At 59.7% G+C, this 22795-nt stretch carries 23 protein-coding genes; 13 read left to right on the top strand and 10 right to left on the bottom strand.

Annotated features, from left to right (window positions below; all coding sequences use genetic code 11):
- Positions 1-7: 7 nt before the first annotated feature.
- Genes PSH96_RS12155 through PSH96_RS12140 form a run of 4 tightly spaced genes read right to left on the bottom strand, consistent with a single transcriptional unit; the run spans position 8 to position 3024 of the window.
- Positions 8-790, bottom strand: coding sequence for an amino acid ABC transporter ATP-binding protein (locus PSH96_RS12155; RefSeq protein WP_305459465.1), 783 nt, complete (start codon positions 788-790; stop codon positions 8-10).
- On the bottom strand, positions 787-1449 hold the full coding sequence (locus PSH96_RS12150) for an amino acid ABC transporter permease (protein WP_056859509.1): 663 nt from the start codon (positions 1447-1449) through the stop codon (positions 787-789). The genes PSH96_RS12155 and PSH96_RS12150 overlap by 4 nt, the downstream gene beginning before the upstream one ends.
- 11 nt (positions 1450-1460) lie before the next feature.
- Positions 1461-2123: an amino acid ABC transporter permease gene (locus tag PSH96_RS12145; RefSeq protein WP_305459464.1), complete on the bottom strand. Its 663-nt coding sequence runs from the start codon at positions 2121-2123 to the stop codon at positions 1461-1463.
- Positions 2124-2175: 52 nt separating this feature from the next.
- Entirely contained in the window at positions 2176-3024 is an 849-nt protein-coding gene (locus PSH96_RS12140; protein ID WP_065929539.1) for a transporter substrate-binding domain-containing protein, read from the bottom strand.
- Positions 3025-3358: 334 nt separating this feature from the next.
- Here PSH96_RS12140 and PSH96_RS12135 point away from each other — a divergent pair, with 334 nt between their 5' ends.
- Both PSH96_RS12135 and PSH96_RS12130 read left to right on the top strand, forming a co-directional pair.
- Positions 3359-3607: a hypothetical protein gene (locus PSH96_RS12135; RefSeq protein WP_305459463.1), complete on the top strand. Its 249-nt coding sequence runs from the start codon at positions 3359-3361 to the stop codon at positions 3605-3607.
- A gap of 95 nt (positions 3608-3702) precedes the next feature.
- Positions 3703-4080, top strand: a complete 378-nt coding sequence (locus PSH96_RS12130; protein WP_305459462.1) for a co-chaperone YbbN — start codon at positions 3703-3705, stop codon at positions 4078-4080.
- Here PSH96_RS12130 and PSH96_RS12125 read toward each other — a convergent pair.
- The 3 genes from PSH96_RS12125 to rpiB form a co-directional block, all read right to left on the bottom strand.
- Positions 4075-5658, bottom strand: a complete 1584-nt coding sequence (locus PSH96_RS12125; RefSeq protein ID WP_305459461.1) for a TerC family protein — start codon at positions 5656-5658, stop codon at positions 4075-4077. The two genes, PSH96_RS12130 and PSH96_RS12125, sit on opposite strands and share 6 nt — an antisense overlap.
- Positions 5659-6027: 369 nt before the next feature.
- Positions 6028-7008 carry a sugar-binding transcriptional regulator gene (locus PSH96_RS12120; RefSeq protein WP_017527998.1) on the bottom strand — a complete coding sequence of 327 codons (981 nt, stop codon included), beginning with the start codon at positions 7006-7008 and terminating at the stop codon, positions 6028-6030.
- A 63-nt stretch (positions 7009-7071) separates the two neighbouring features.
- Positions 7072-7533 (bottom strand): ribose 5-phosphate isomerase B, encoded by a 462-nt coding sequence (rpiB, locus tag PSH96_RS12115; RefSeq protein ID WP_016969738.1) that lies wholly within the window; start codon positions 7531-7533, stop codon positions 7072-7074.
- A gap of 283 nt (positions 7534-7816) precedes the next feature.
- On the opposite strand from rpiB, the gene PSH96_RS12110 reads away from it, so the two are divergent.
- The 7 genes from PSH96_RS12110 (at position 7817) to dhaL (ending at position 15159) form a co-directional block, all read left to right on the top strand.
- A complete protein-coding gene (locus PSH96_RS12110) occupies positions 7817-9304 on the top strand; it encodes a sugar ABC transporter ATP-binding protein (RefSeq protein WP_305459460.1) in 1488 nt (495 codons plus the stop codon).
- Positions 9301-10278 carry an ABC transporter permease gene (locus tag PSH96_RS12105; protein WP_017135922.1) on the top strand — a complete coding sequence of 326 codons (978 nt, stop codon included), beginning with the start codon at positions 9301-9303 and terminating at the stop codon, positions 10276-10278. Before PSH96_RS12110 ends, PSH96_RS12105 begins: the two co-directional genes overlap by 4 nt.
- A 34-nt stretch (positions 10279-10312) precedes the next feature.
- Positions 10313-11320 (top strand): substrate-binding domain-containing protein, encoded by a 1008-nt coding sequence (locus PSH96_RS12100; RefSeq protein ID WP_305459459.1) that lies wholly within the window; start codon positions 10313-10315, stop codon positions 11318-11320.
- Between the two features lie 178 nt (positions 11321-11498).
- The gene (locus PSH96_RS12095) at positions 11499-12254 is read left to right on the top strand and encodes an SDR family oxidoreductase (protein WP_305459458.1); all 756 of its coding nucleotides are present in this window, start codon (positions 11499-11501) and stop codon (positions 12252-12254) included.
- 27 nt (positions 12255-12281) lie between these two features.
- Complete coding sequence (locus PSH96_RS12090; protein ID WP_305459457.1) at positions 12282-13397, top strand: alcohol dehydrogenase catalytic domain-containing protein; 1116 nt, start codon at positions 12282-12284, stop codon at positions 13395-13397.
- A gap of 109 nt (positions 13398-13506) precedes the next feature.
- A complete protein-coding gene (locus tag PSH96_RS12085; protein ID WP_305459456.1) occupies positions 13507-14508 on the top strand; it encodes a dihydroxyacetone kinase subunit DhaK in 1002 nt (333 codons plus the stop codon).
- A gap of 3 nt (positions 14509-14511) precedes the next feature.
- Positions 14512-15159, top strand: a complete 648-nt coding sequence (gene dhaL, locus PSH96_RS12080; protein WP_305459455.1) for a dihydroxyacetone kinase subunit DhaL — start codon at positions 14512-14514, stop codon at positions 15157-15159.
- On the opposite strand, the gene PSH96_RS12075 is transcribed toward dhaL, so the two are convergent.
- The gene (locus tag PSH96_RS12075; RefSeq protein WP_305459454.1) at positions 15116-16015 is read right to left on the bottom strand and encodes a LysR family transcriptional regulator; all 900 of its coding nucleotides are present in this window, start codon (positions 16013-16015) and stop codon (positions 15116-15118) included. The two genes, dhaL and PSH96_RS12075, sit on opposite strands and share 44 nt — an antisense overlap.
- Before the next feature lie 150 nt (positions 16016-16165).
- On the opposite strand from PSH96_RS12075, the gene PSH96_RS12070 reads away from it, so the two are divergent.
- Positions 16166-17680: an MFS transporter gene (locus PSH96_RS12070; RefSeq protein ID WP_305459453.1), complete on the top strand. Its 1515-nt coding sequence runs from the start codon at positions 16166-16168 to the stop codon at positions 17678-17680.
- 167 nt (positions 17681-17847) lie between these two features.
- Here the strand turns inward: PSH96_RS12070 and sohB are convergent, their stop codons facing one another.
- Complete coding sequence (sohB, locus tag PSH96_RS12065) at positions 17848-18873, bottom strand: protease SohB (RefSeq protein WP_083357982.1); 1026 nt, start codon at positions 18871-18873, stop codon at positions 17848-17850.
- Between the two features lie 193 nt (positions 18874-19066).
- Between sohB and PSH96_RS12060 the strand changes: the two genes are divergently transcribed.
- Together PSH96_RS12060 and PSH96_RS12055 are read left to right on the top strand one after the other, a co-directional pair.
- Complete coding sequence (locus PSH96_RS12060; RefSeq protein WP_305459452.1) at positions 19067-19777, top strand: histidine phosphatase family protein; 711 nt, start codon at positions 19067-19069, stop codon at positions 19775-19777.
- 56 nt (positions 19778-19833) lie between these two features.
- Positions 19834-20148, top strand: a complete 315-nt coding sequence (locus PSH96_RS12055; RefSeq protein ID WP_016969749.1) for an SCP2 sterol-binding domain-containing protein — start codon at positions 19834-19836, stop codon at positions 20146-20148.
- Positions 20149-20211: 63 nt separating this feature from the next.
- Here PSH96_RS12055 and PSH96_RS12050 read toward each other — a convergent pair whose 3' ends face one another.
- A complete protein-coding gene (locus tag PSH96_RS12050) occupies positions 20212-20805 on the bottom strand; it encodes a hypothetical protein (RefSeq protein WP_305459451.1) in 594 nt (197 codons plus the stop codon).
- A gap of 323 nt (positions 20806-21128) precedes the next feature.
- Between PSH96_RS12050 and PSH96_RS12045 the strand changes: the two genes are divergently transcribed.
- Positions 21129-22307, top strand: coding sequence for an IS481 family transposase (locus PSH96_RS12045; protein ID WP_305454243.1), 1179 nt, complete (start codon positions 21129-21131; stop codon positions 22305-22307).
- The last annotated feature ends 488 nt before the right edge of the window (positions 22308-22795 follow it).

The following is a 22795-nucleotide window of genomic DNA, read 5'->3' as shown; positions in this document are numbered from 1 at the left end:
CTCCTGATTAAAAACGAATGTTCTTCAAAAATTCCGCCAGGCGCGGCGATTGCGGGCGTTCGAAGATCTCCTTCGGCGCGCCCTGCTCTTCGATGCGGCCCTGGTTCATGAAGACGATCTTGTCCGACACTTCATAGGCAAAACGCATTTCGTGGGTGACCAACAACATGGTCATGCCCTCTTCCGCCAGACCCTTGATCACACTGAGCACCTCCCCGACCAATTCCGGGTCGAGGGCCGAGGTGACTTCATCAAACAGCATCAGGCTGGGGTTCATGGCAATGGCGCGGGCAATCGCCACGCGCTGTTGCTGGCCGCCGGAAAGTTGACCGGGGAAATGATTGCGCCGCTCCAGCAGGCCCACGCGGTCCAGCCATTTTTCGGCCAGGGCCACGGCCTCGTCCTTGCCCATCTTCTTGACCTTGAGCAGGCCGAGGGTGACGTTTTGCAACGCGGTGAGATGCGGAAACAGGTTGAATTGCTGGAAGGCCATGCCAGTCATTGCGCGGTGTTGGGCAATCACCCGTTCGGGGTGACGCACGCGCTTGCCGGCGATTTCGCTGTAGCCGATGGACTCGCCGTCCAGGCTGATCTGCCCGCCCTGGAACTCTTCGAGCAGGTTGACGCAGCGCAGCAAGGTGGTCTTGCCCGAGCCGCTGGAGCCGATCAATGTCACCACGTTGCCACGCTGCATGGACAGGTCGACGCCCTTGAGCACCTCGACCTGGCCATAGTGTTTGCGCAGGCCACGAATGTTCAGCAGCGGTTGGTTGGTTTGAGGTTGGTTCATGGCAAGGCCACCCGCTTTTCAATGTAGCGCCCGAATAACTCGATGGCGTAGTTGATGACAAAGAACAGAAACCCGGCGAACAGGTAGAACTCCAGGGTCATGAAGGTACGTGCGATGACTTGCTGGGTGCTGAGCAGCAATTCGGCCACGCCGATCACCGAGAGCAAGGTCGAGGCCTTGACGATTTCGGTGGAGGAATTGACCCAGGTCGGCAGGATCTGGCGCAACGCCTGGGGCAACAGCACGTAGGTCAGCGACTGTTTGAACGTCAGGCCAATCGCCCGGCCCGCTTCCAGTTGCCCACGGGGAATGGCTTGCAGCGCACCGCGCACGATTTCCGCTACGTGGGAGCCGCAGAACAGCGTCAACCCGACCGCACCGGCCTGGAACGCGCTGATCTGCCAACCCAGCGCCGGCAGCATGTAAAAACACGCCAGCACCAGCACAAACACCGGCGTACCGCGCACCAGGTCGACGTACAGACGAAACGGCGCGCGCATCCAGAACTTGCCGTAGGTGAGGATCAACCCGGCAAAAATGCCGATCAGCGTGCCAAAGATAATCGCCAGCACCGAGCAATAAATACTGGTTTGAAACCCCGCCCAGAGGGTATCTCGGGCGATCCACAATTCATGCAGCCAGCTTGGGGACTCGTACATGCAAACCCTCCTTAACGACGGATCGCCAGACGCTGTTCCAGGTAACGGAGCAGCATGGCAATGAGGTAACAGGCCGCCACATAGAGCGCGGTCGTGACCATCCAGGTTTCAATCACCCGGTAGCTTTCGACGTTGATCTTGCGGGCGTAATAGGTCAGCTCCGGCACCGCAATCGCGGCCGCCAGCGACGTGTCCTTGAACAGCGAAATAAAGTTGTTCGACAGCGCCGGCAACACGTTGCGCAGCATCACCGGCACGGTGATGTAGGCGCGGATCCGCCACTCGCCCAAACCGATGGCCAAGCCGGCTTCACGCAAGCCCTTGGGAATATTCAACAGCCCGGCGCGGAACACTTCGGTCAGGTAAGCACCGGCATACAGCGACAGGGTGATGATGAACGAGGGGATCTTATCGAGCCGAATCCCAAGTGTGGGCAAGGCAAAGTAAATCAACAGGATCAGCACGAGGATCGGCGTATTGCGGATCACCGTCACATACACCGAGGCGAAGATTCGCAACGCCCGGTGTTTGGACAGCATCGCAAACGCCATCATCAGGCCGATCACGCAACCGATGGCGATCGACAGCAAGGCCAGTTCAAGGCCCAGGCCGAGCCCCGCCAGCAAGCTGGGGAAATCACGCCACACGGCGGCAAAGTTCAACTGATAGTTCATGGTCGGCAGTACCTGATCGGGGCGCCGTCAGCGACGCCCCAGGATTTACGATTTACTTGAACTCAACCGGGAAACCGATCGCAGGTTCTGGCAAATCCACACCGAACCATTGTTTGAACGAGGCTTTGTAGGTTGGGAACTCCACGCCGGTCATGGCTTCATGCAGCGCGGTGTTGACGAAGTTCAGCCAGTCCTGATCGCCACGCTTGACCGCGCACGCATAGGTTTGCGGGCTCCAGGCGTAGGTCGGGCTGCGGTAGCGGCCCGGGTTTTGCACCATCAGGTACTTGACCGAGGACTGGTCGGTGGCGGCGGCATCGGCACGGCCGGAGTTCACCGCCTGGTACATCAGGTCGACACTGTCGTACTGGTCAACCTTGGCTTTTGGCAGGGCCTGGTGCACCAACTCTTCGGCATACACGTTTTGCAGCACGGCCACGGTCACGCCATCGCCGGCCGCTTGCAGGTCTTCAATTTCTTTGTATTTGCTGTTGTTCGGCAGCAACAGGCCCACGCCTTCACGGTAGTACGGCAGGGTAAAGGCAACCTGCTGCGCACGGCTGGCGGTGACGGTGATGAACTGGCAACTCATGTCGACCTTGTCGGTCAGCAGGTTGGGAATACGCGCGTCGGACGACTGCACCACAAACTCAACCTTGCTTGGGTCGTTGAACAACCCTTTAGCCACGATACGGCCGATGTCGATATCAAAACCCTGCAACTTGCCATCCGCTCCCTGGAAGTGCCACGGCGCATTGGTACTGCCTGTACCCACGATGAGATGCCCACGTTTGAGCACATCATCGAGCTTGCTGTCCGCCGCGTGCACAACGCTTGCGAGGGAAGCCGATGCGGCGAAGAGAAAAACACACGCTTTAAACACGGAAGGTCGGTGATGCATGACAAGCACTCCAGGAGTTGTGTATTCCGCTATACCGGAACTTAGTATGTAACAACGGAATAGACAGCAGAAAGTGTGCCACACGCAGTAACAGAAAAACATGCCAGGGATATATTCGTTTTAAATCAGATAGATAGTTAACAGGGCAGGATGCGGCGCTACGCCAGCATTTCGAATCGGCTTGCTACCCAAGGCCCCACACACCGGTGACAGGCCCCAATCGAGTGCGCCACAACGGTGTTACCGCGCCCCCTTGCAGTGCGCGCGCGCCATGGATAAATCCTCACACTGGACTAGCCTTTGCACATCCACGCCAACAAGGACGCCCTTCCCCATGAAGCTCAGTCTCGCTCTGGTTTTGCTTTCATTGCTGGCTGCCGGCAGCGCTTCGGCCGCCAACGATCGGCACGAATGCAAGGAAGAACTGCAAAAGCTCAAGGAAGCCTTCGGTACTGACTACACCAGCCAGAACCACCACGGCTATCGCCGGGCCAAGGCTTCCAGGGATAACGAGGAATACAGGAAGTGTGCAAGTCAGGCGCGCAAGGCCCGCGAGCGTGTGGAGCGGGACAAGAATGCGTGAGCATGCTACCTGTGAAGGTTGACAGTAGACGGCGGTGATCTCCCGATTTAGCGTACCCAACAGCAGCATTTCGATGGGCACACAAGGAGATCGCCATGGGCTTGGCAAATACCGTTATCGATCACCCTGACGAATATTGGTCGTTAGTGAACCAACATCCACTGGTTTTCGTGCTGTTTGTGTCTGAGTACTGCGAAGCGTGCCTGGGCGCCAATAAGCGGTTTGAGAATATTGCCGCAAACCACACCGACTCAGCCAAAAGCATGGTTCTGGATACGAGACAGACCCCAAAAATCGAGGCATTAGGAGATATCGGTACACCTACCCTGGTGGTGTACCAAAATGGCAAGGAGGCCGGAAAGTTCCAGGGAATCGGCTTTCCGGAAGATCAAGAAGAGTACCTGGCGGGAGTTTTCGCACACTTTGTAAACGGCGCACCGCTTCCCGAACTTCCGGCTTATCTATTGCTATGAGCCTGCGATACCCCTTTCCTGGGCAACCACCGGCTCAAGCAACACCTGTGTAACACGGCGCTCTTCAACCGCCAGCACGGTGAGGCGCCAGCCCTCATGCTCCAGGCTATCACCCACCACGGGCAGGCGATCGAGCAAGCTCATCACCAACCCCGCCAGGGTTTGATAGTCCTGGGTTGCGGCAGCCTTGAAGCCGGTACGCTGACGCACCAGGTTAAGGTTCACGGCCCCATTGACGCGATACCCCTCGCCTTCCTCAATAACATCCGGCCCTTCGATTTCACTGGCATCGGGCAATTCACCGGCGATGGACTCGAGAATGTCGGTCATGCTCAACACGCCCATGAAGTCACCGAATTCGTTGATCACGAAAGCAATATGGGTCGACTCCTGGCGCATCTGTTCCAACGCATTGAGGATCGAAAAACTCTCCAGCAAATTGACCGCCCGGCGCGCCAGGTGCTCAAGGTTCGGCTCGTTACCGGCCAGGTATTCCTTGAGCAGTTCTTTTTTGTGCACAAAACCCAATGGCTCATCCACCGCACCGTTGCGGATCAACGGCAGGCGCGAATAGGACGATTGCATCAGCGTTTGCCGGATGGTGTCGGCATCGTCCGCCAGATCAATACAGTCGACTTTGGCCCGCGGCGTCATCAAGGTACGGATCGGCCGCTCGGCCAATTGCAGCACGCCGCTGATCATCACGCGTTCACGTCGATCAAACAGCGGGCCCTGGCCGGCCTCCGGCTCGCCGAGCAGGTCAGCCACGTCATCATCCACGCCCTCCACCGCCAAACTGCGACCACCGAGCAAACGCATCACCGCATGGGCGGTACGCTGGCGCACTGGCAAGGTGCCTTGCGCCGACTTCTTGCGACGCGCACGCGCCAACTGGTTGAACAACTCCACCACAATCGAGAAGCCCATGGCCGCATACAGGTAGCCTTTAGGCACATGGAAGCCCAAGCCTTCGGCGGTCAGCACCAGGCCGATCATCATCAAGAAGCTCAGGCACAGCATGATCACGGTCGGGTGCGAGTTGACGAAACGCGTCAGCGGCTTGCTCGCCACGATCATCAGGCCGATGGAGAAGACCACGGCGATCATCATCACCGCCAGCTCATCGACCATGCCCACGGCCGTCACCACCGCATCCAGGGAGAACACCGCGTCGAGCACCACGATCTGCGCGACGATCGGCCAGAACATCGCGTAAGTGGCATTGCCGGTGCGTTGCGCCACATGCCCCTCAAGGCGCTCATGCAATTCCATGGTGGCTTTGAACAGCAGGAACACACCCCCGAACAGCATGATCAGGTCACGCCCGGAGAAACCTTTGCCGAACACTTCAAACAGGGGCTGGGTGAGCGTCACCATCCACGAAATACTTGCCAGCAAGCCCAGGCGCATCAGCAATGCCAGGGACAGCCCGATCAACCGCGCACGGTCGCGCTGCTCCGGTGGCAACTTGTCCGCCAAAATCGCAATAAACACCAGGTTGTCGATGCCCAGCACCAGTTCCAGCACAATCAAGGTCAACAGGCCGAGCCAGGCCGTTGGATCCGCTAACCATTCCATTTATAAAAGTCTCGTAAGTGATTTCAGAATGCCGGGCACGGCAAGGCGCGGTCAGTGGACCGGGACAAGGTTAGCAGTCGGAATACGGGGTGCTTGAGCAGGAACGGCGACAGCGAATGTCTTGGGGAAAGACGACTGGGAGGCTCCGAGAGGGTGTTCATGCAAGTCCTGCAGTGAGAAAAGGACTTGAATCGTACAGTCGAAACTCAAATTTCCCACACTGCAAAACTATTACAAAATCTGTAAGCCCAACCCATAACCTCTGTGGGAGCTGGCTTGCCTGCGATAGCATCACCTCGGCGTGACTGAAAGACCGAGTTGTCTGTATCGCAGGCAAGCCAGCTCCCACAGTTTTTGACCTTTGTACATTCAGGATTTACGCGTCGCATCATCCAGCGCCAGAATCGTGTGCGCATTCGTCACCGTGGTCGCCAACGTATTGATCACCCCCGAGCGCAACGCACCCAAGGTCGCCGCCGCCTTGGTGTTCTCGCTGGCTATTGCCACCACATCCGGGATGCGAAACAACTCCTGCACGGTCAGCCCGATCACCCGTCCTTGAATCGCGTTGACCGCCGGCTGCCCATGAATGTCGATAAAGTCATACCCCATCATGTCGCCCACCGTGCCGGACAGCCGCGCCTGGGCGATTTCCTGGGGCGAGAACCAGCCCATGCGCACCATGTTGCTGTTCTCGCTCATGTCACCAATGCCGATCAGCGCAATATCTGCGCGCCGCGCGCGATCAAGGGTTGAGCGCACGGTGTCATTGTTGATCAGCACGCCACGCAATTCCGGGTTGGCCACCAGCGCCGGCGCATACAGACTTTCACTCTCGCCACCAAAACGCAGGGCCAGGCGTCGGCAGATATGGTCAGGGTTCATGTATTCGCCCGCCTTGAGCGAACCGCCGATTGCACAGACAAATGTGCAGTTGCGCGTCACCGGCAAAAACACATTGTCGGCAACCGCGCCGACGTTACGGCCCATGCCGACGGCGACGATCATGCCGTCGCTCAAGGTTTTGTTCAGGTAATTGGCCACCAGGCTGGCGACGGCCGAGCGCTGGGTGTCGGGGTCGCTGTGGTCGACTGCGATCAACGCGCGGTCGAGCTTGAAGCGCTCCACCAGCGCGCGCTCCAGTTCGTTGTTCATTGCCGGGTGCTGCAACACCCGCACCTCGACAATCCCTTCATCGCGCGCACGTTTGAGCAAGCGGCTGACTTTGGCCCGCGACAGGTCGAAGCGCTTGGCAATCGCCTCCTGAGTGACGTTCTCAAGGTAATAGAGCATCGCCACTTCGGTCATCTGATCGATATCGCTGGCGATGCGCTGGGTACTGTCACTCATGGGGACGGGCTTCCGTTTCGGCGTCAAAAACCCATTCTCCCGACTCTTGCCCCGTCCCGTCCACTACTGATGCCCATCGCGCTCGATCGCATTGATACGCTCGACCTTGGCCCCGGAACGCGCCGCCTCGAACTCCGACTCCAGAAACGATTTGACGATGCTTTTGGCCAGCTCGGCGCCGATCACCCGCGCACCAATAGAGAGGATTTGCGCATCGTTGCTCTTGCGGGCGCGCTCCGCCGAGTAGGTGTCGTGGGCCTGGGCTGCACGAATGCCCAGCACTTTATTCGCCGAGATAGCCATGCCAATCCCGGTGCCACACACCAGCACCCCGAGGCGTTGCTGCCCGGCATTGATGGCGGTAGCCACTGCCAGCGCGATGTCCGGGTACAGCACCGGCGCGGTGGAATGGGTGCCGAAGTCGGTCACCGGGTAACCCAGCGCCTCGATATGGCGCTTTAACAGCTCTTTGAGCTCAAAACCCGCTTCATCGCATCCGATAGCCACCGGGAAAGGTGTGTTCATGGCGTCTGGCTCCGCTGCCGTTTAGGTGCTTTAGACTGATCATATGATCACTCAATGAAATTTCGATCAGTTATTTCTCGGGTATTCCGCCCTTTCTGTCAAGCGAGTTTTAGCTGACCTCCCAGTCAAAGCCGTCTAAACAGGGGTACTTTGCGCAAACAGGCGTATTTATAACTTTTTAATGAAAGCGATTGACTGATCAGAATTTCATTTGGTACACATATGATCACAGCAAAACATGACTGTGCGACCTAATAAGAATTCACAGCACGAGGACACGCCGATGGCCACGCCATTACTGCTCCAGGCTGAACACGTCGCCAAGGCCTACGCCGGGGTGCCTGCCCTGCGTGATGGGCGCCTTTCTCTGCGGGCCGGCAGCGTGCATGCGCTGTGCGGCGGCAATGGCGCCGGCAAGTCGACCTTCCTGAGCATCCTGATGGGCATCACCCAGCGTGACGCCGGGACCATCCAGCTCAAAGGCACGCCCGTACAGTTCAACCGCCCAAGTGAAGCGCTGGCGGCGGGGATCGCGATGATCACCCAGGAGCTGGAGCCCATCCCTTATATGACCGTCGCCGAAAACATCTGGCTGGGCCGCGAACCGCGCCGCGCCGGTTGCATTGTCGACAGCAAGACCCTCAACCGCCGTACCCGCGAGCTGCTCGAAAGCCTGGAGTTCGAGGTCGATGCCACCAGCCCCATGCACCGCCTGAGCGTGGCGCAGATCCAACTGGTGGAAATCGCCAAGGCGTTCAGCCATGACTGCCAGGTGATGATCATGGACGAGCCGACTTCGGCGATCGGCGAGCGCGAAGCGCAAACCCTGTTCAAGGCCATCCGCCGCCTCACCGCGCGCGGCGCCGGCATCGTCTATGTGTCGCACCGCTTGAGCGAGCTGGCGCAAATCGCCGACGACTACAGCATCTTCCGCGACGGCGCCTTTGTAGAAAGCGGGCGCATGGCCGATATCGACCGCAACCATTTGGTGCGCGGGATTGTCGGCCAGGAGCTGACACGCATCGACCACAAGGTCGGCCGCGAATGCGCCGCCAGCACCTGCCTGCAAGTCGACAACCTGAGCCGCAATGGCGAGTTCCACGACATCAGCCTGCAACTGCGCCAGGGCGAGATCCTCGGCATTTATGGGCTGATGGGTTCGGGGCGCAGCGAGTTTCTCAACTGCATTTATGGGCTGACCGTTGCGGACTCCGGCAGCGTGACCCTGCAAGGCAAGCCCATGCCCATCGGCCTGCCCAAAGCCACGATCAACGCCGGCATGTCGCTGGTCACCGAAGACCGCAAAGACAGCGGCCTGGTGCTCACCGGCAGCATTCTGTCCAACATTGCGCTGTCGGCTTACAAGCGCCTGTCGAGTTGGTCGCTGATCAATGCACGCAAGGAAACCCAGCTGGCCGAAGACATGGTCAAGCGCCTGCAGATCAAGACCAGTTCCCTGCAATTGCCGGTGGCCTCCATGAGCGGCGGCAACCAGCAGAAAGTCGTGCTCGCCAAATGCCTGTCGACCGAGCCGGTGTGCCTGCTCTGCGATGAGCCGACCCGCGGCATCGATGAAGGCGCCAAGCAGGAGATCTACCACCTGCTCGACCAGTTCGTACGCGCCGGTGGCGCTGCCATCGTGGTGTCATCCGAAGCCCCGGAACTGCTGCATTTAAGTGATCGCATCGCCGTATTCAAGGGCGGCCGGCTGGTGACCATCAGCACCGACGCCGCCCTTTCCCAGGAAGCCTTGTTGAGTCTTGCCTCATGAATGCCAAAACCATCGCACCGCCCATGACCACCGCGCCGCGCAATCGCCTGCGTTTGTCCCTCGACCGCTTCGGCCTGCCGCTGGTGTTTATCCTGCTGTGCGTGGTGATGGCGTTTTCCAGCGAATACTTCATGACCTGGCGCAACTGGATGGACATCCTGCGCCAGACCTCGATCAACGGCATCCTGGCCGTGGGCATGACCTACGTGATCCTCACCAAAGGCATCGACCTGTCGGTGGGCTCGATCCTGGCCTTTGCCGGGCTGTGCAGCGCCATGGTCGCCACCCAGGGCTACGGCCTGCTCGCGGCGGTGAGCGCGGGGATGTTTGCCGGCGCAATGCTCGGTGTGGTCAACGGTTTTATGGTTGCCAACCTGTCGATCCCGCCGTTCGTGGCCACCCTCGGCATGCTCAGCATTGCGCGCGGCATGACCTTCATCCTCAACGACGGCAGCCCGATCACCGACCTGCCCGACGCCTACCTGGCGCTGGGCATCGGCAAGATCGGCCCGATTGGCGTGCCCATCGTGATCTTCGCGGTGGTCGCGCTGATCTTCTGGATGGTGCTGCGCTACACCACGTACGGCCGCTACGTATACGCGGTAGGCGGCAATGAAAAGAGCGCGCGCACCTCGGGTATCGGCGTGCGCAAGGTGATGTTTTCGGTGTACGTGGTCTCGGGTTTGCTCGCCGGGTTGGCCGGCGTAGTGCTGTCGGCACGCACCACCTCCGCCCTGCCCCAGGCCGGGGTTTCCTATGAGCTGGACGCGATTGCCGCCGTGGTGATCGGCGGCACCAGCCTGTCGGGCGGCACCGGCAGCATTGTCGGCACGCTGTTTGGTGCGCTGCTGATCGGCGTGATCAACAACGGGCTGAACCTGCTCGGCGTGTCCTCCTATTACCAGCAGGTCGCCAAGGGCCTGATCATCGTGTTCGCAGTACTGATCGACGTGTGGCGCAAGAAAAAACGCTAGAGAACGACCCACAACAATAACCGGAGTTCTACTCATGAAACTTGGTACCACTTTGGCCGCCGCGGCGACCCTCACTCTGCTCGCCAGTAGCATTGCCTTTGCCGCCGATGGCAAGACCTACAAGATCGGCGCCGCCGTCTACGGCCTCAAGGGCCAGTTCATGCAGAACTGGGTCCGCGAGCTCAAGGAACACCCGGCGGTCAAGGACGGCACCGTGCAACTGACCGTGTTCGACGGCAACTACGATGCCCTGACCCAGAACAACCAGATCGAAAACATGGTGACCCAGCGCTACGACGCCATCCTGTTCGTGCCCATCGACACCAAGGCCGGGGTCGGCACAGTGAAAGCCGCCATGAGCAACGACGTAGTGGTCATCGCCTCCAATACGAAAGTAGCCGATGCCTCCGTGCCTTATGTGGGCAACGACGACGTAGAAGGCGGCCGCCTGCAGGCCCAGGCCATGGTCGACAAGCTCAATGGCAAAGGTAACGTGGTGATCATCCAGGGCCCGATTGGCCAGTCGGCGCAGATCGACCGGGAAAAAGGCGAGCTGCAAGTGCTGAGCAAGCACCCGGACATCAAGATCATCGAGAAAAAGACCGCCAACTGGGACCGCGCCCAGGCCCTGACCCTCACCGAGGACTGGCTGAACGCGCACCCCAAAGGCATCAACGGCGTGATCGCGCAAAACGACGACATGGCCCTTGGCGCCGTGCAGGCACTGAAGTCCCACGGGCTGACGTCCAAGGACGTGCCGGTGACGTCTATCGACGGCATGCCGGACGCGATTCAGGCGGCGAAAAAAGACGAAGTCACCACCTTCCTGCAAGACGCCCAGGCTCAATCCCAAGGCGCGCTGGATGTGGCGTTGCGTGCCCTGGCCGGCAAGGACTACAAGCCGCAATCGGTGATCTGGGAGCGCTACGCCAAGGACGTGAAATGGGGCGATGGCACCGCCAAGAATTACATCCTGCCGTGGGTGCCCGTCACTAACGCGAATGCCGATGCGCTGTACCAGCAGGTCAGTGGCGGCAAGTAGTTCTCACCTTGAAATAAGGTCAAGTGTGGGAGCTGGCTTGTGTGGGAGCTGGCTTGCCTGCGATGGCATCAACCGTATGTAACTGACACACCGAGGTGTCTGCATCGCAGGCAAGCCAGCTCCCACATAAGCCGGCTCCCACATTGGATCTCTACTGTTTTCGAAAATGGAGTCATTCATGTCTGGATTCTGGAACCAAGCCTTCGACCTCACCGGCCGTTGCGCGGTGATCACCGGCGGCGCCGCCGGCATTGGCCTGGCCTGCGCCCACCTGCTGGTGGAACGCGGCGCGCGCGCGGCCTTGCTTGACCGCGACCCGGCGGTGGTGCAAGTCGCGGCCGGCCTGGGCGACGGGCATTTGGGGATTGCCGTCGACCTCGGCCAGATCGGCCAGATACAGCGCACCATCGACAGCATATTCGAACACTTCCAGCGCCTGGATTACCTGATCAACAGCGCCGGCGTGGTGTTACTGGACAAGGCCGTCGACGTCAGCGAGAGCGCCTGGGACACCACCCTGGACATCAACCTCAAGGCCAGCTTCTTTGTGGCCCAGGCCTGCGCCAGACACATGCTGGCGCAGGGCGGCGGGCGCATCGTCAACCTGGCCTCCCAGGCTGCCGTGATTGGCCTGGACCGTCACGTCGCCTACTGCGCGAGCAAGGCCGCCATCGTCGGCATGACCAAAGTGCTGGCCATGGAGTGGGCGCCACAGATCAACGTCAACGCCATCTCCCCGACCATCGTCGAGACCGCCCTGGGCAAAAAAGCCTGGGCCGGTGAAGTGGGTGAAAAGGCCAAATTGCAGATCCCGGCCGGCCGCTTTGCCCAGCCGGAAGAAATCGCCGGGCTGGCGCTTTACCTGCTCAGCGACGCCGCGCAGATGATCACCGGCGCCAACATGGTGATCGATGGCGGCTACAGCATTCAGTAATTCATCTTTTGCCGTGAGGTTTTTGTCATGTCCACCATCACCGAACGCACACCTGAACACCTCTCCCCGGTCATCCCGAAAACCATGCAGGCCGTGGTCTGCCATGGCCCGGAAGACTATCGCCTGGAAACCGTCGACGTGCCCACGCCCGGCCCCGACGAGATTCTCACCAAAGTCGAGCTGTGCGGCATCTGCATGGGTGACATCAAGACCTATCGCGGCGCGCCGTCGTTCTGGGGCGATGCCGAGCAACCGCGTTATGTGAAGCCGCCGATGATTCCGGGGCATGAGTTCGTCTGCCGGGTGGTCGCCCTCGGCCCAGGTGCAGAAAAACGTGGCGTGGCGGTGGGTGATCGAGTGATCTCCGAGCAGATCGTGCCATGCTGGGGCTGCCGTTTCTGCAACCACGGCCAGTACTGGATGTGCCAGAAGCACGACCTGTATGGCTTCCAGAACAATGTGCAGGGCGCCATGGCCCAGTACATGATCTTCACCAAGGAAGGCATCATCCACAAAGTGCCGGAATCCATCGCCCCGGATGAAGCCATTCTGATCGAGCCGCTGGCCTGCTCGCTGCACGCGGCCGAACGCGCGAATGTCGACCATGACGATGTGGTGGTGGTCGCCGGCGCCGGTACTTTGGGCCTGGGCATCATTGGTGCCGTGCGCTTGCGCAACCCGAAAAAACTCATCGTGCTGGACATGAAACCCGAACGCGCCGCCCTCGCCCTGCGCATGGGCGCCGACGAAGTGTGGAACCCGGCTGAAGTCGACGTGATGGCCAAGATCCGCGCGATCACCGACGGCTATGGTTGCGACATTTATATCGAAGCCACCGGGCACCACAAGGCGGTAAACCAGGGCCTGGCGATGCTGCGCAAGCTGGGGCGTTTCGTCGAATTCAGCGTGTTCAATGACGAGGCCACGGTAGATTGGTCGATCATCGGCGACCGCAAGGAATTGGATATTTTGGGCTCACACCTGGGGCCGTACATGTACCCGCGCGCCATCGACTTTATCGGCAACCGCAAGATCGACATGCGCGACGTGGTGACTCACACGTTTGCGCTGGCGGACTTCAAGGAAGCGTTTGCGGTGATGGAGCGCGGGGACAAGTCGCTCAAAGTAGTCCTGCAACCCTGACTTCAGCGACACCACCTGATCCTGTGGAGGCCGGGCTTGCTCGCCACAATAAGCCAGCTTTCACAATTAACTGTGTTGCCCTTTAAGAACAAGAACAGGAACCCGTGTTATGAATCGAGTCATCAACGATCCGGACCAAGTGGTCGAGGACATGCTGCGCGGCATCCTGGTCGCGCACCCCGAGCTGCGCCAATTCGAAACCAACCCACGGGTCATCACCAAGGCCAGGCCCTCGGCAGCCGGCCGTGTCGGCATTGTCACCGGCGGCGGCTCCGGCCATGAGCCGGCCTTCCTCGGCTACGTCGGCCCGGGCCTGGTGGACGCCGTGGCCGTCGGCGAGATTTTCTCCTCGCCCACCGCCAAGAGCTTCTTCGACGCCTTCCGCGCCGCCGACCATGGCGCGGGCGTGGCCTGCCTGTACGGCAACTACGCTGGCGACAACATGAACGTGAAGCTGGCAATGAAAATGGCCGCCAGCAAAGACATGCGCATCCGCACCGTGGTCGCCAATGACGACGTGGCTTCTGCGCCCAAGGCCGATATCGCCAAGCGCCGTGGCGTGGCCGGCGAAATCTTCATGTGGAAGGTCGGCGGTGCTGCGGCCGCCCAGCATTACGACCTGGATGGCGTAATTCGCGTCGCGCAGAAAACCGTGGATAACTGCCGCTCCATCGGCATCGGCCTCACGCCCTGCACCATCGCCGCCGTGGGCAAGCCGAACTTCCAGATTCCCGACGGCCAGATGGAACTGGGCATCGGCCATCACGGCGAACCGGGCATTGAAGTGATCGCCATCGAACCGGCCGCCGCCATGGCCGAGCGCATGCTCGCGCCGATCCTGGCCGACCGCGATTTCAGCCAGGACGACAGCGTGGTGGTGCTGGTCTCGGGCCTCGGCGCCACGCCGGTGATGGAGCTGTATGTGTTCTACGCCGAGGTCGAAAACCAACTCAAGGCCAAGGGTTTGAAGATTCACCGTTGCTACGTCGGCAACTACTTCACCTCCCTGGAAATGATGGGCGTGACCCTGACCCTGCTCGGCCTCGACGCCGAGCTTAAAACCCTGATCGACCAACCCTGCCGCTCCATCGGCATGACCCAGGCGGAGTGAACCATGAGCCAGCATTTTTCCACCCGCGACGGCAGCGCCATTGTCGCCGACCTGGTCAGCGTGATCGTGGCCAACCGTGAATACCTCAGTGAAATCGACGGCGCCATTGGCGACGGCGACCACGGCATCAACATGGCCAAGGGCTTTGCCCATTGCGGGCGCAGCCTCGAAGGCCGCCAACTGACCCTGGCCGAAGCCCTGGATGAACTGACCTTGAGCCTGATGGAAGGCATCGGCGGTTCCATGGGGCCGCTGTATGGCAGCCTGTTTATCGGCATGGCCGACGAAGTGCGCAGCAGCGACGCGATCGACGCGGCAACCTTTGCCCACCTGTTGCGCGGCGGTTTGACCTCGTTGCAGGACATCACCGAAGCGGGCGTGGGCGACAAGTGCCTGATGGACACGCTGATCCCGGCGGTTGAAGCCTTTGAGCGTGCGCAGGCCAGTGGCGCGTCCTTCAGTGATGCACTGGAGGCGATGAAAACCGCGGCGTCACAGGGGCGTGATTCGACCAAAGACCTGATCGCCAAAATCGGCCGCGCCAGCCGCCTGGGCGAGCGCTCGCTGGGGGTACTGGATGCCGGGGCGGTGTCGTGCTGCCTGATTCTTACGCGCCTGGCCGATTCCGTGCAACCACGGCTGACTGCTTGACCTGCTGGATATACCGCGCCACCGCCGGCGCTTTCTCAAAGCGCCGGTGAATCAGCGACAGCCACGAAGACGCTGCATCATCCTGATGAATCGTGCGGTACACCACGCCCGGCAAACTCACATGCCCGACCATCGACGCCGGCACCACCGCCACGCCCTGCCCTAACGACACCAGCGCCACCACCGCGACCAGCCCGCCCGGCTGCGCCCCCAGGCGCGGCGCGAAACCACCTTGCGCCGCCACCTGCAAGGTGCCGTTGATTTGTTCCGGCAATATAAACGTCTCATTTTTCAGGTGTTCGCAGCCGATGACCTTAAGCCCCAGCAGCCAGGAATCCTGAGGCAGCGCCAACACAAAGCCTTCGCTGTCCAGGCGCACCGCCTCCACGCCATCGGGCAAGGTCATGGGCGAGCGGATATAGCCGATGTCATAACGCCCGTCGGCCACCGCGCCAGGCAAGGACGCCATGGCGCATTCGCGCACATTCACGCTCACATCGGGAAACGCCTGGCTGAACGCCTGCATCTGTTTTTGCAGCAGCCCCGAATACACCGCCGACGCCACATAGCCCAATTCGATATGCCCGATGTCTCCCCGCCCGGCACGCTGGGCGTTGCGTTGGGCAAACTCGAATTGGCGCACGGTGGCTTCGGCCTCAATCAACAACGCGGCGCCAGCTTCGGTGAGGCTGACCTCACGTTGCTGACGGATAAACAGGCGCGTGCCCAGCGTGGCCTCCATGTCCTGAATCTGGCGACTCAAGGTCGGCGGCGCGATGCCCAGTTGCTCAGCCGCGCGGGTGAAATTGCGCTGCCTGGCGACGGCGAGGAAGTAGCGGAAATGGCGGATTTCCATTATTGCATTAGCTCAAAGGTAATGAAGTGCAGGGTTACAGCTAATAAAACCGAGCATGGCCGGAGATAAGCTCAACGTACTCCCACACTAGAGAGCCCCTGCGATGCACGTCAACTGTCTATCCCATATTACCTGTAAGGCAATCAAGCCATGAGCCGGGTCAGCCCGCGCCTCACCCTGCTGACCGCCTCCGGCGTCTGCTCGCTGATCGTGCTCGACACCAATATCGTCGCCGTCACCCTGCCGAGCATTGCGCGCGACCTGGGCGCGAACTTCGCCGATATCGAGTGGGTGGTCAGCGCCTACATGCTGGCGTTCGCCGCGTTATTGCTGCCCGCCGGCAGCATCGCCGACCGCTTTGGCCGCAAACGGTCGCTGATCTGGGGCTTGAGCATTTTTATCCTCGCCTCACTGGGCTGCGGCGCTGCACCGAATGCGTTGTTCCTGGACATTGCCCGCGCTGTCAAAGGCGTCGGCGCAGCTTTGCTGCTGACCTCTGCCCTGGCCTCCATCGGCCACACCTTTCACGATGAAGTCGAGCGCGCCAAAGCCTGGGCATTCTGGGGCGCGTGCATGGGCGTGGCGATGACCGCCGCGCCGACACTGGGCGGCGTGATCACCCAGTACCTGGGCTGGCGCTGGATCTTCTACCTCAACCTGCCCGTGGGCCTGGGGTTGATGGCGTTGGCGCTGCGGGCGATTCCCGAATCACGCGACACTCAATCGGCACGCCTGGACCCATGGGGCAGCCTGGCCTTCAGTGCCAGCCTGTTGTGCCTGATCTGGGGTTTGATCGAGGCCAATCGCATCGGCTGGGACAGCCCGCTGACCTACGCGCGCTTGATCGGCGGCGCAGTGTTGCTGGGGGTGTTTGTGCTGGTCGAACGTGTGCAACAGCGGCCCATGGTCGACTTGCAACTGTTCCGGCACCCGCGTTTTATCGGCGCGCTGCTGGGGATGTTTGCTTACGCCGGTTGTGCCCAGGTGATGATGACTTTGTTGCCGTTCTACTTGCAGAACGGCCTGGGGTTTTCCGCAATCGCCTCAGGCCTGGGCATGTTGCCATTTGCCTTGACCATGTTGATTTGCCCACGCATCGGCGCACGGCTGGCCGGGCGTTTTGCGCCAGCGACGATGATGGCAACCGGTTTGGCTCTAGTGGGCTGCGGCAACCTGTTAAGCGCCTGGGCGGTGAATGTGGGCGGTTATCTGCCCTTCGCGCTGGCGATTGCCGTGACTGGCGCCGGTGCGGGCTTGCTCAATGGCGACACGCAGAAAAACATCATGGCCTGCGTGCCCCGTGACCGTGCGGGCATGGCGTCGGGCATGAGTACCACCATGCGTTTCAGCGCGATCATGTTGGCCATCGGCGTGTATGGGGCGCTGTTGAGCAGCCATAGCGAGCAACTGCTCAGCGCGAGTATCGACGTGCAATGGCAGGCGCAAGCGGCGGGGATTGCATCGAGGGTAGTGGCCGGGGATATGCCGGCAGCCATGGCTTTGTTGCCGGAACCGGCGCGGGCGCTGGTGCAGCCGCTGGCGCGGCAGGCGTTTGTGGGTGGGTTCAGCGGGGTGTTGTGGGTGGCGGGGTTGTTGGGTTTGCTGGGGGCGTTGGTGGTGGGAACGTTGATGCGAAAACCGATTCCCGCCCTGCCCCAAAACTAAATGTGGGAGCGGGCTTGCTGTGGCGAGGGAGCTTGTCGAATCGTCGAACCGTCCCGTTTGACAGCGCAGCTGGAGCCGGCTTTTGGGGGCGCTTCGCACCCCAGCGCAAGCAAGCTTGCTCGCCACAGCAAGCCCGCTCCCACACTGGGATCACCTACAGCCTGTAGTTACCAGAACCGCTGCTGGGTCAACCGGCTCCACCAAGTCAGCAACACGCGGTCCACCGAGCCGCTGGCCGCCAGGCCTACGCGTTCTTGCAGGCTTTTACGCTCGGCGTAGTGCAGGTGGAACACCTCGGCCGTCTTGGCCTTGGTCGCCAGGTATTCGTCACTGGTTTGCAGTTCGTCGACCAGTTGTTTATCGAGCGCTGCAACACCCAGCCACACTTCTCCGGTCGCGACTTCATCAATTGCCAGCTGCGGGCGATAGCGCGACACAAAGTTTTTAAACAACTGATGGGTGATGTCCAGGTCTTCCTGGAACTTCTCCCGGCCCTTCTCGGTGTTTTCGCCAAACACGGTGAGGGTGCGTTTGTATTCACCGGCGGTCAGCACTTCAAAGTCGATGTCGTGCTTTTTCAGCAGGCGGTTGACGTTGGGCAGCTGCGCCACCACGCCAATGGAGCCGAGGATGGCAAAGGGTGCGCTGATGATCTTCTCGCCAATGCACGCCATCATGTAGCCGCCGCTGGCCGCAACCTTGTCGATGCACACGGTCAGCGGCACGCCGGCCTGACGGATACGCGCCAGCTGCGACGAGGCCAGGCCATAGCTGTGCACCATGCCGCCGCCGCTTTCCAGGCGCAGCACCACTTCGTCTTTCGGCGTGGCCAGGCTCAACAGCGCGGTGATTTCATGACGCAGGCTCTCGGTGGCCGAGGCCTTGATGTCGCCGTCAAAATCCAGCACAAACACCCGTGGCTTGGCCTCGGGCTTCTTCTTGCTGTTCTTCTTTTCGGTCTTGCTTTCGGACTTGCGCAGGGCCTTGAGCTGGTCCTTGTCGAGCAGGCTCGATTCGAGGCGTTCACGCAGGCCTTTGTAGAAATCATTGAGCTTGCTGACCTGCAATTGGCCGGCGGATTTGCGCCGCCCCTTGCTGCGCAGCGCGGCGAAACTGATCAGTACCACCAGAATAGCGACCACCAGGGTGACGGTCTTCGCCAGAAAGCTCGCGTATTCGGCCAAAAAATCCATATGTCTCCTTAAAAAAGCACGGCGCCAGGCGCGGATGGCCCCAGCATACCGGCGGCACCGCCTTCGGACCAGTGCTCAAACCGCCAGCAGTCGGCCTCTAACGCGCTTTTAAAACAAGCGTATGTTTTTTCATTGACAGCTCCCTGCCATCCTCATAACCTCGCCAGACTTTCAACGTACCGGGAAAACGGACGTGGGCAGCATCTATCTGATTCGACATGGCCAGGCCTCCTTCGGTGCAGACGACTATGACGTCCTGTCGCCCGTCGGCGTGGAGCAAGCACAGGTACTCGGTCGCCACCTGGCCGACCTGGGCCTCACGTTCGAGCGTTGTGTCTCGGGCGACCTGCGTCGCCAGCAACACACCGCCACCGCCGCGTTCGATCAATACCGCGCCCTCGGCCTGCCAGCCCCAACGCTGGAAATCGACACGGCCTTCAACGAGTTCGACGGCGAAGCGATCATCCGCGCCCTGCTCCCCGACCTGCTGACCACCGAACCCCACGCCGTGGATATCCTGCGCAACGCTGCGCAAAACCGCAGTGAGTTCCAGCGCATTTTCGCCCTGATCATCGAGCGCTGGCTGGCCGGCACCTACGACCCGCCTGGGCTGGAAAGCTGGCTGGGCTTCGTGGAGCGTGTGCAGGGTGGCCTGCAGCGCATTCTGGAAGCGGCCGACAACAGCGACAAAATCGCCGTGTTTACTTCCGGCGGCACCATTACCGCCCTGCTCCACCTGATTACCCGAATGCCTGCCGCGCAGGCCTTCGAACTGAACTGGCAAATTGTTAACACCTCGCTCAACCAGCTGAAATTCCGTGGTCGCGAGGTGGCACTGGCTTCCTTCAACAGTCATACCCACTTGCAACTGTTGAAGGCGCCGCAGCTCATCACGTTCCGATGAATTGCGGCCAACCGTGACCCCAAGGTCACTGGACTCTACCTTAAAGGATCGAAACCATGACTGACGTAGCCAAAGCTGTAGAAGCAATGAAAGCCAAATTCAACCCGGCCGCTGCCGACGGCCTGGACCTGGTGTTCGGTTTCCGTATCGACGACACCCAGAACTTCTCGCTGGTGGTGAAAAACAACACCTGTGAACTGCTGGAAGGCGAAAACCCTGACGCCCAGGTGACCCTGGTGACCGACGGCGAAACCATGGAAGGCATTGTCAGCGGCGATACCGACGGCATGCAGGCTTTCATGAGCGGCAAACTGCGCACTGAAGGCGACATGATGCTGGCCATGAAACTGAGCGAGCTGTTCCCGGCCTGATAACGCCGCGCTCAAAAAAAATCCCGCCTTCCGGCGGGATTTTTCGTTCAGCCAGCCTCCCGGTCAGCGGGTGTTGGCGTTATCCATTTCTTCGAACGTGTCCATGTACGCAGGGTCATTACCATCGTTTTCACGAATCACACGCCCTTCATACTCGGCGGTGATTTCACCGGTATTGACGTCAAGCCCAACCACGATCACCAACTTGTATTTGCCCACCTGCAAGTACATGTCATAGAGGTCCCGGGGTTCATCAGGCGCCATAAAAAAGCTGTAGCTGTAACGTACGCGCTTGGTTAACACGGGCCACTGTGCTTCAAACGTGCGGGTATCGAAGGATGGGAGCACATCGCTGATTCCACGCAGCGCGGCCTCTACCAGTTGGTCATTGTCCTTGGCTTTGAAGACCACCGGATGAGTGCGAGTCATCGACCGCATCGGGTTGGGAACAATATCCGTTTCTAGGCGGTACATACCGCTGCTGAACCATTTTGTTGCATCGAAGGTGTTCTCACCTTTCTCGCATTCGCGGCAATGCATCATCAGCGCGGCCGCAGCGCTTTCTCGGGAATACAGTGAAGTGATGGACACACCGAAGGTGATCAGCAATGCCCACAATAGGCCTGCACTGCCAACTCGCGCGATAACATTAGCCATCGTCTACATCCTTGTCTGGAGGGGCGGCGAATTTACCTGATTCAGACCTTTTGGTGACGGGATTTTTTGGCTGCCATTTCGCAAGCAATGTAGTTTTAATGTGGGAGCTGGCTTGCCTGCGATAGCGGTTTGTCGGTGTGTATATCCATTTCTGCGGTAACGGCTTCTATTGGTTCCGCTCTTACAGCGGGTCACTTTTGCAAGGACGCAAAAGTAACCAAAAGGTCCTCGCCGGTATGACTCACCCACATGGGTTACAAATCAGTTCACGCACATAGGTAACAGTTTTTAACTGGCAGGGTCGATTTCGTGAGGATCTGACCATGCCCTGGAAAGAGCTGAAACCTATGGACCTCAAAGTGATGTTTGTCGCTGAATACCTGACTGGAAAACACAGCCTTAGCCAGCTATGTCGAGACTATGAAATCAGCCGAAAGACCGGCTACAAGTGGATCGAGCGATACAAAGCAGAAGGCCCCAGTGGGCTTGATGAGCGTAGTCGCCGTCGGCACCACCAGACTTATGTGGTGCCTTTGGCGGTAAAGCAGGCGATTATCGAACTTCGTTCTATAGGCGAGACAATCCCTGGTCCGAAAAAGATCCAGAGTGATCTGATAAAGCGCTTTCCGGGCCAGGATCCGCCCTCGAAAACGACTATTTATAACATCCTCAAAGCAGCTGATCTGATCACGCAGCGACCCTTGCGGCCAAGAGTTGCGGTCTATCCAAAACCTTTACGTAAGGCAGATGTGCCCAATCAGCTTTTTAGTGCCGACTACAAAGGCCAGTACCTGACAGGTGCGGGCGTATGGTGTTATCCGCTAACAATCATGGACCATGCCAGTCGCTTCTTGCTTGCCTGTCAGAGCATGCCCAGCACCAATTTCAAGGAGACCCAAGAGACGTTCGAACGGGTGTTTCGCGAGTATGGTTTGCCTGAGCGGATCCGTACTGACAACGGAGTGCCGTTTGCCAGCACAGGGCGCGGAGGGCTGTCACAGTTGTCGATCTGGTGGCTACGGCTGGGGATCATTCCTGAGCGTATCGAGCCTGGTCGGCCAGACCAAAATGGCAGGCACGAGCGTATGCACCGAACACTGAAAAGCACTTTGCCCAATCCACCTGCGGTTGCTTGGGAGTCTCAGCAGAAACATTTTGATCGTTTCATACAGCACTACAATTACGAGCGAGGGCATGAAGCGCTGAGCCAGAAAACACCGGCTTCATGCTATTCACCTTCACCTCGAGCCTATCCTGAGAAACTGCCGGAGATGGGTTATGCAAGTCATATTGAGTGTTACCGGACTGACTCAAACGGGATGATTTATCGGTCAGGTCTGCGGATTTATGTGGGGCATTTACTGAAATACCAGACTATTGGAATGGAGATGCTGAGCGACGATGTGTGGGCTGTTATTTTCGGCCCAGTGATCCTCGGACAAGTGGATGCGAGGAATGCAGACAAGGACGGCTATATTTCACTCAAAGTGTTACCTATGTGAATGCACTTTTGTGTAACCCATGTGGTTGTTCCATACACGCCCCAACACTCGGTGCCTCGCTGTGGCTCGGCATGCCCGCACTCCGGCTTGAATCCGTGGGCCGCCGCGATGGGCCATCCCTGGCCCAGCGCGGCTAACCCGGCGTCCTGCCGGGTTACCCACGGATTCAAGCCTGCGTTCGGCCATCGTGGTTAACGGGGCGCCTCAGATCAAGATCAAGATCTACAGCACGGCGGCCTGAAAGCCGACCTGAGTGGTTGAAGCAAGAGCCAGATCAAGTGCAAAGCAAAAGCCTCTCTGCAAGATGCAACGCGGTCTAAATGTGGGAGCGGGCTTGCTCGCGAATGCGGTGGGTCAGTTACAGATGAGTTGACTGGCACACCGCATTCGCGAGCAAGCCCGCTCCCACAGTTGACCGCATACAGCTTTGAAAATGAAGTCGGCTGCGGATTTGCATACACCGAAGGTGTGCTTTTCTGTGGGAGCTG

The sequence above is a fragment of the Pseudomonas sp. FP2338 genome, assembly GCF_030687515.1.
Lineage (GTDB): Bacteria > Pseudomonadota > Gammaproteobacteria > Pseudomonadales > Pseudomonadaceae > Aquipseudomonas > Aquipseudomonas salomonii.
This window is presented reverse-complemented; position numbering and strand designations above follow the sequence as displayed.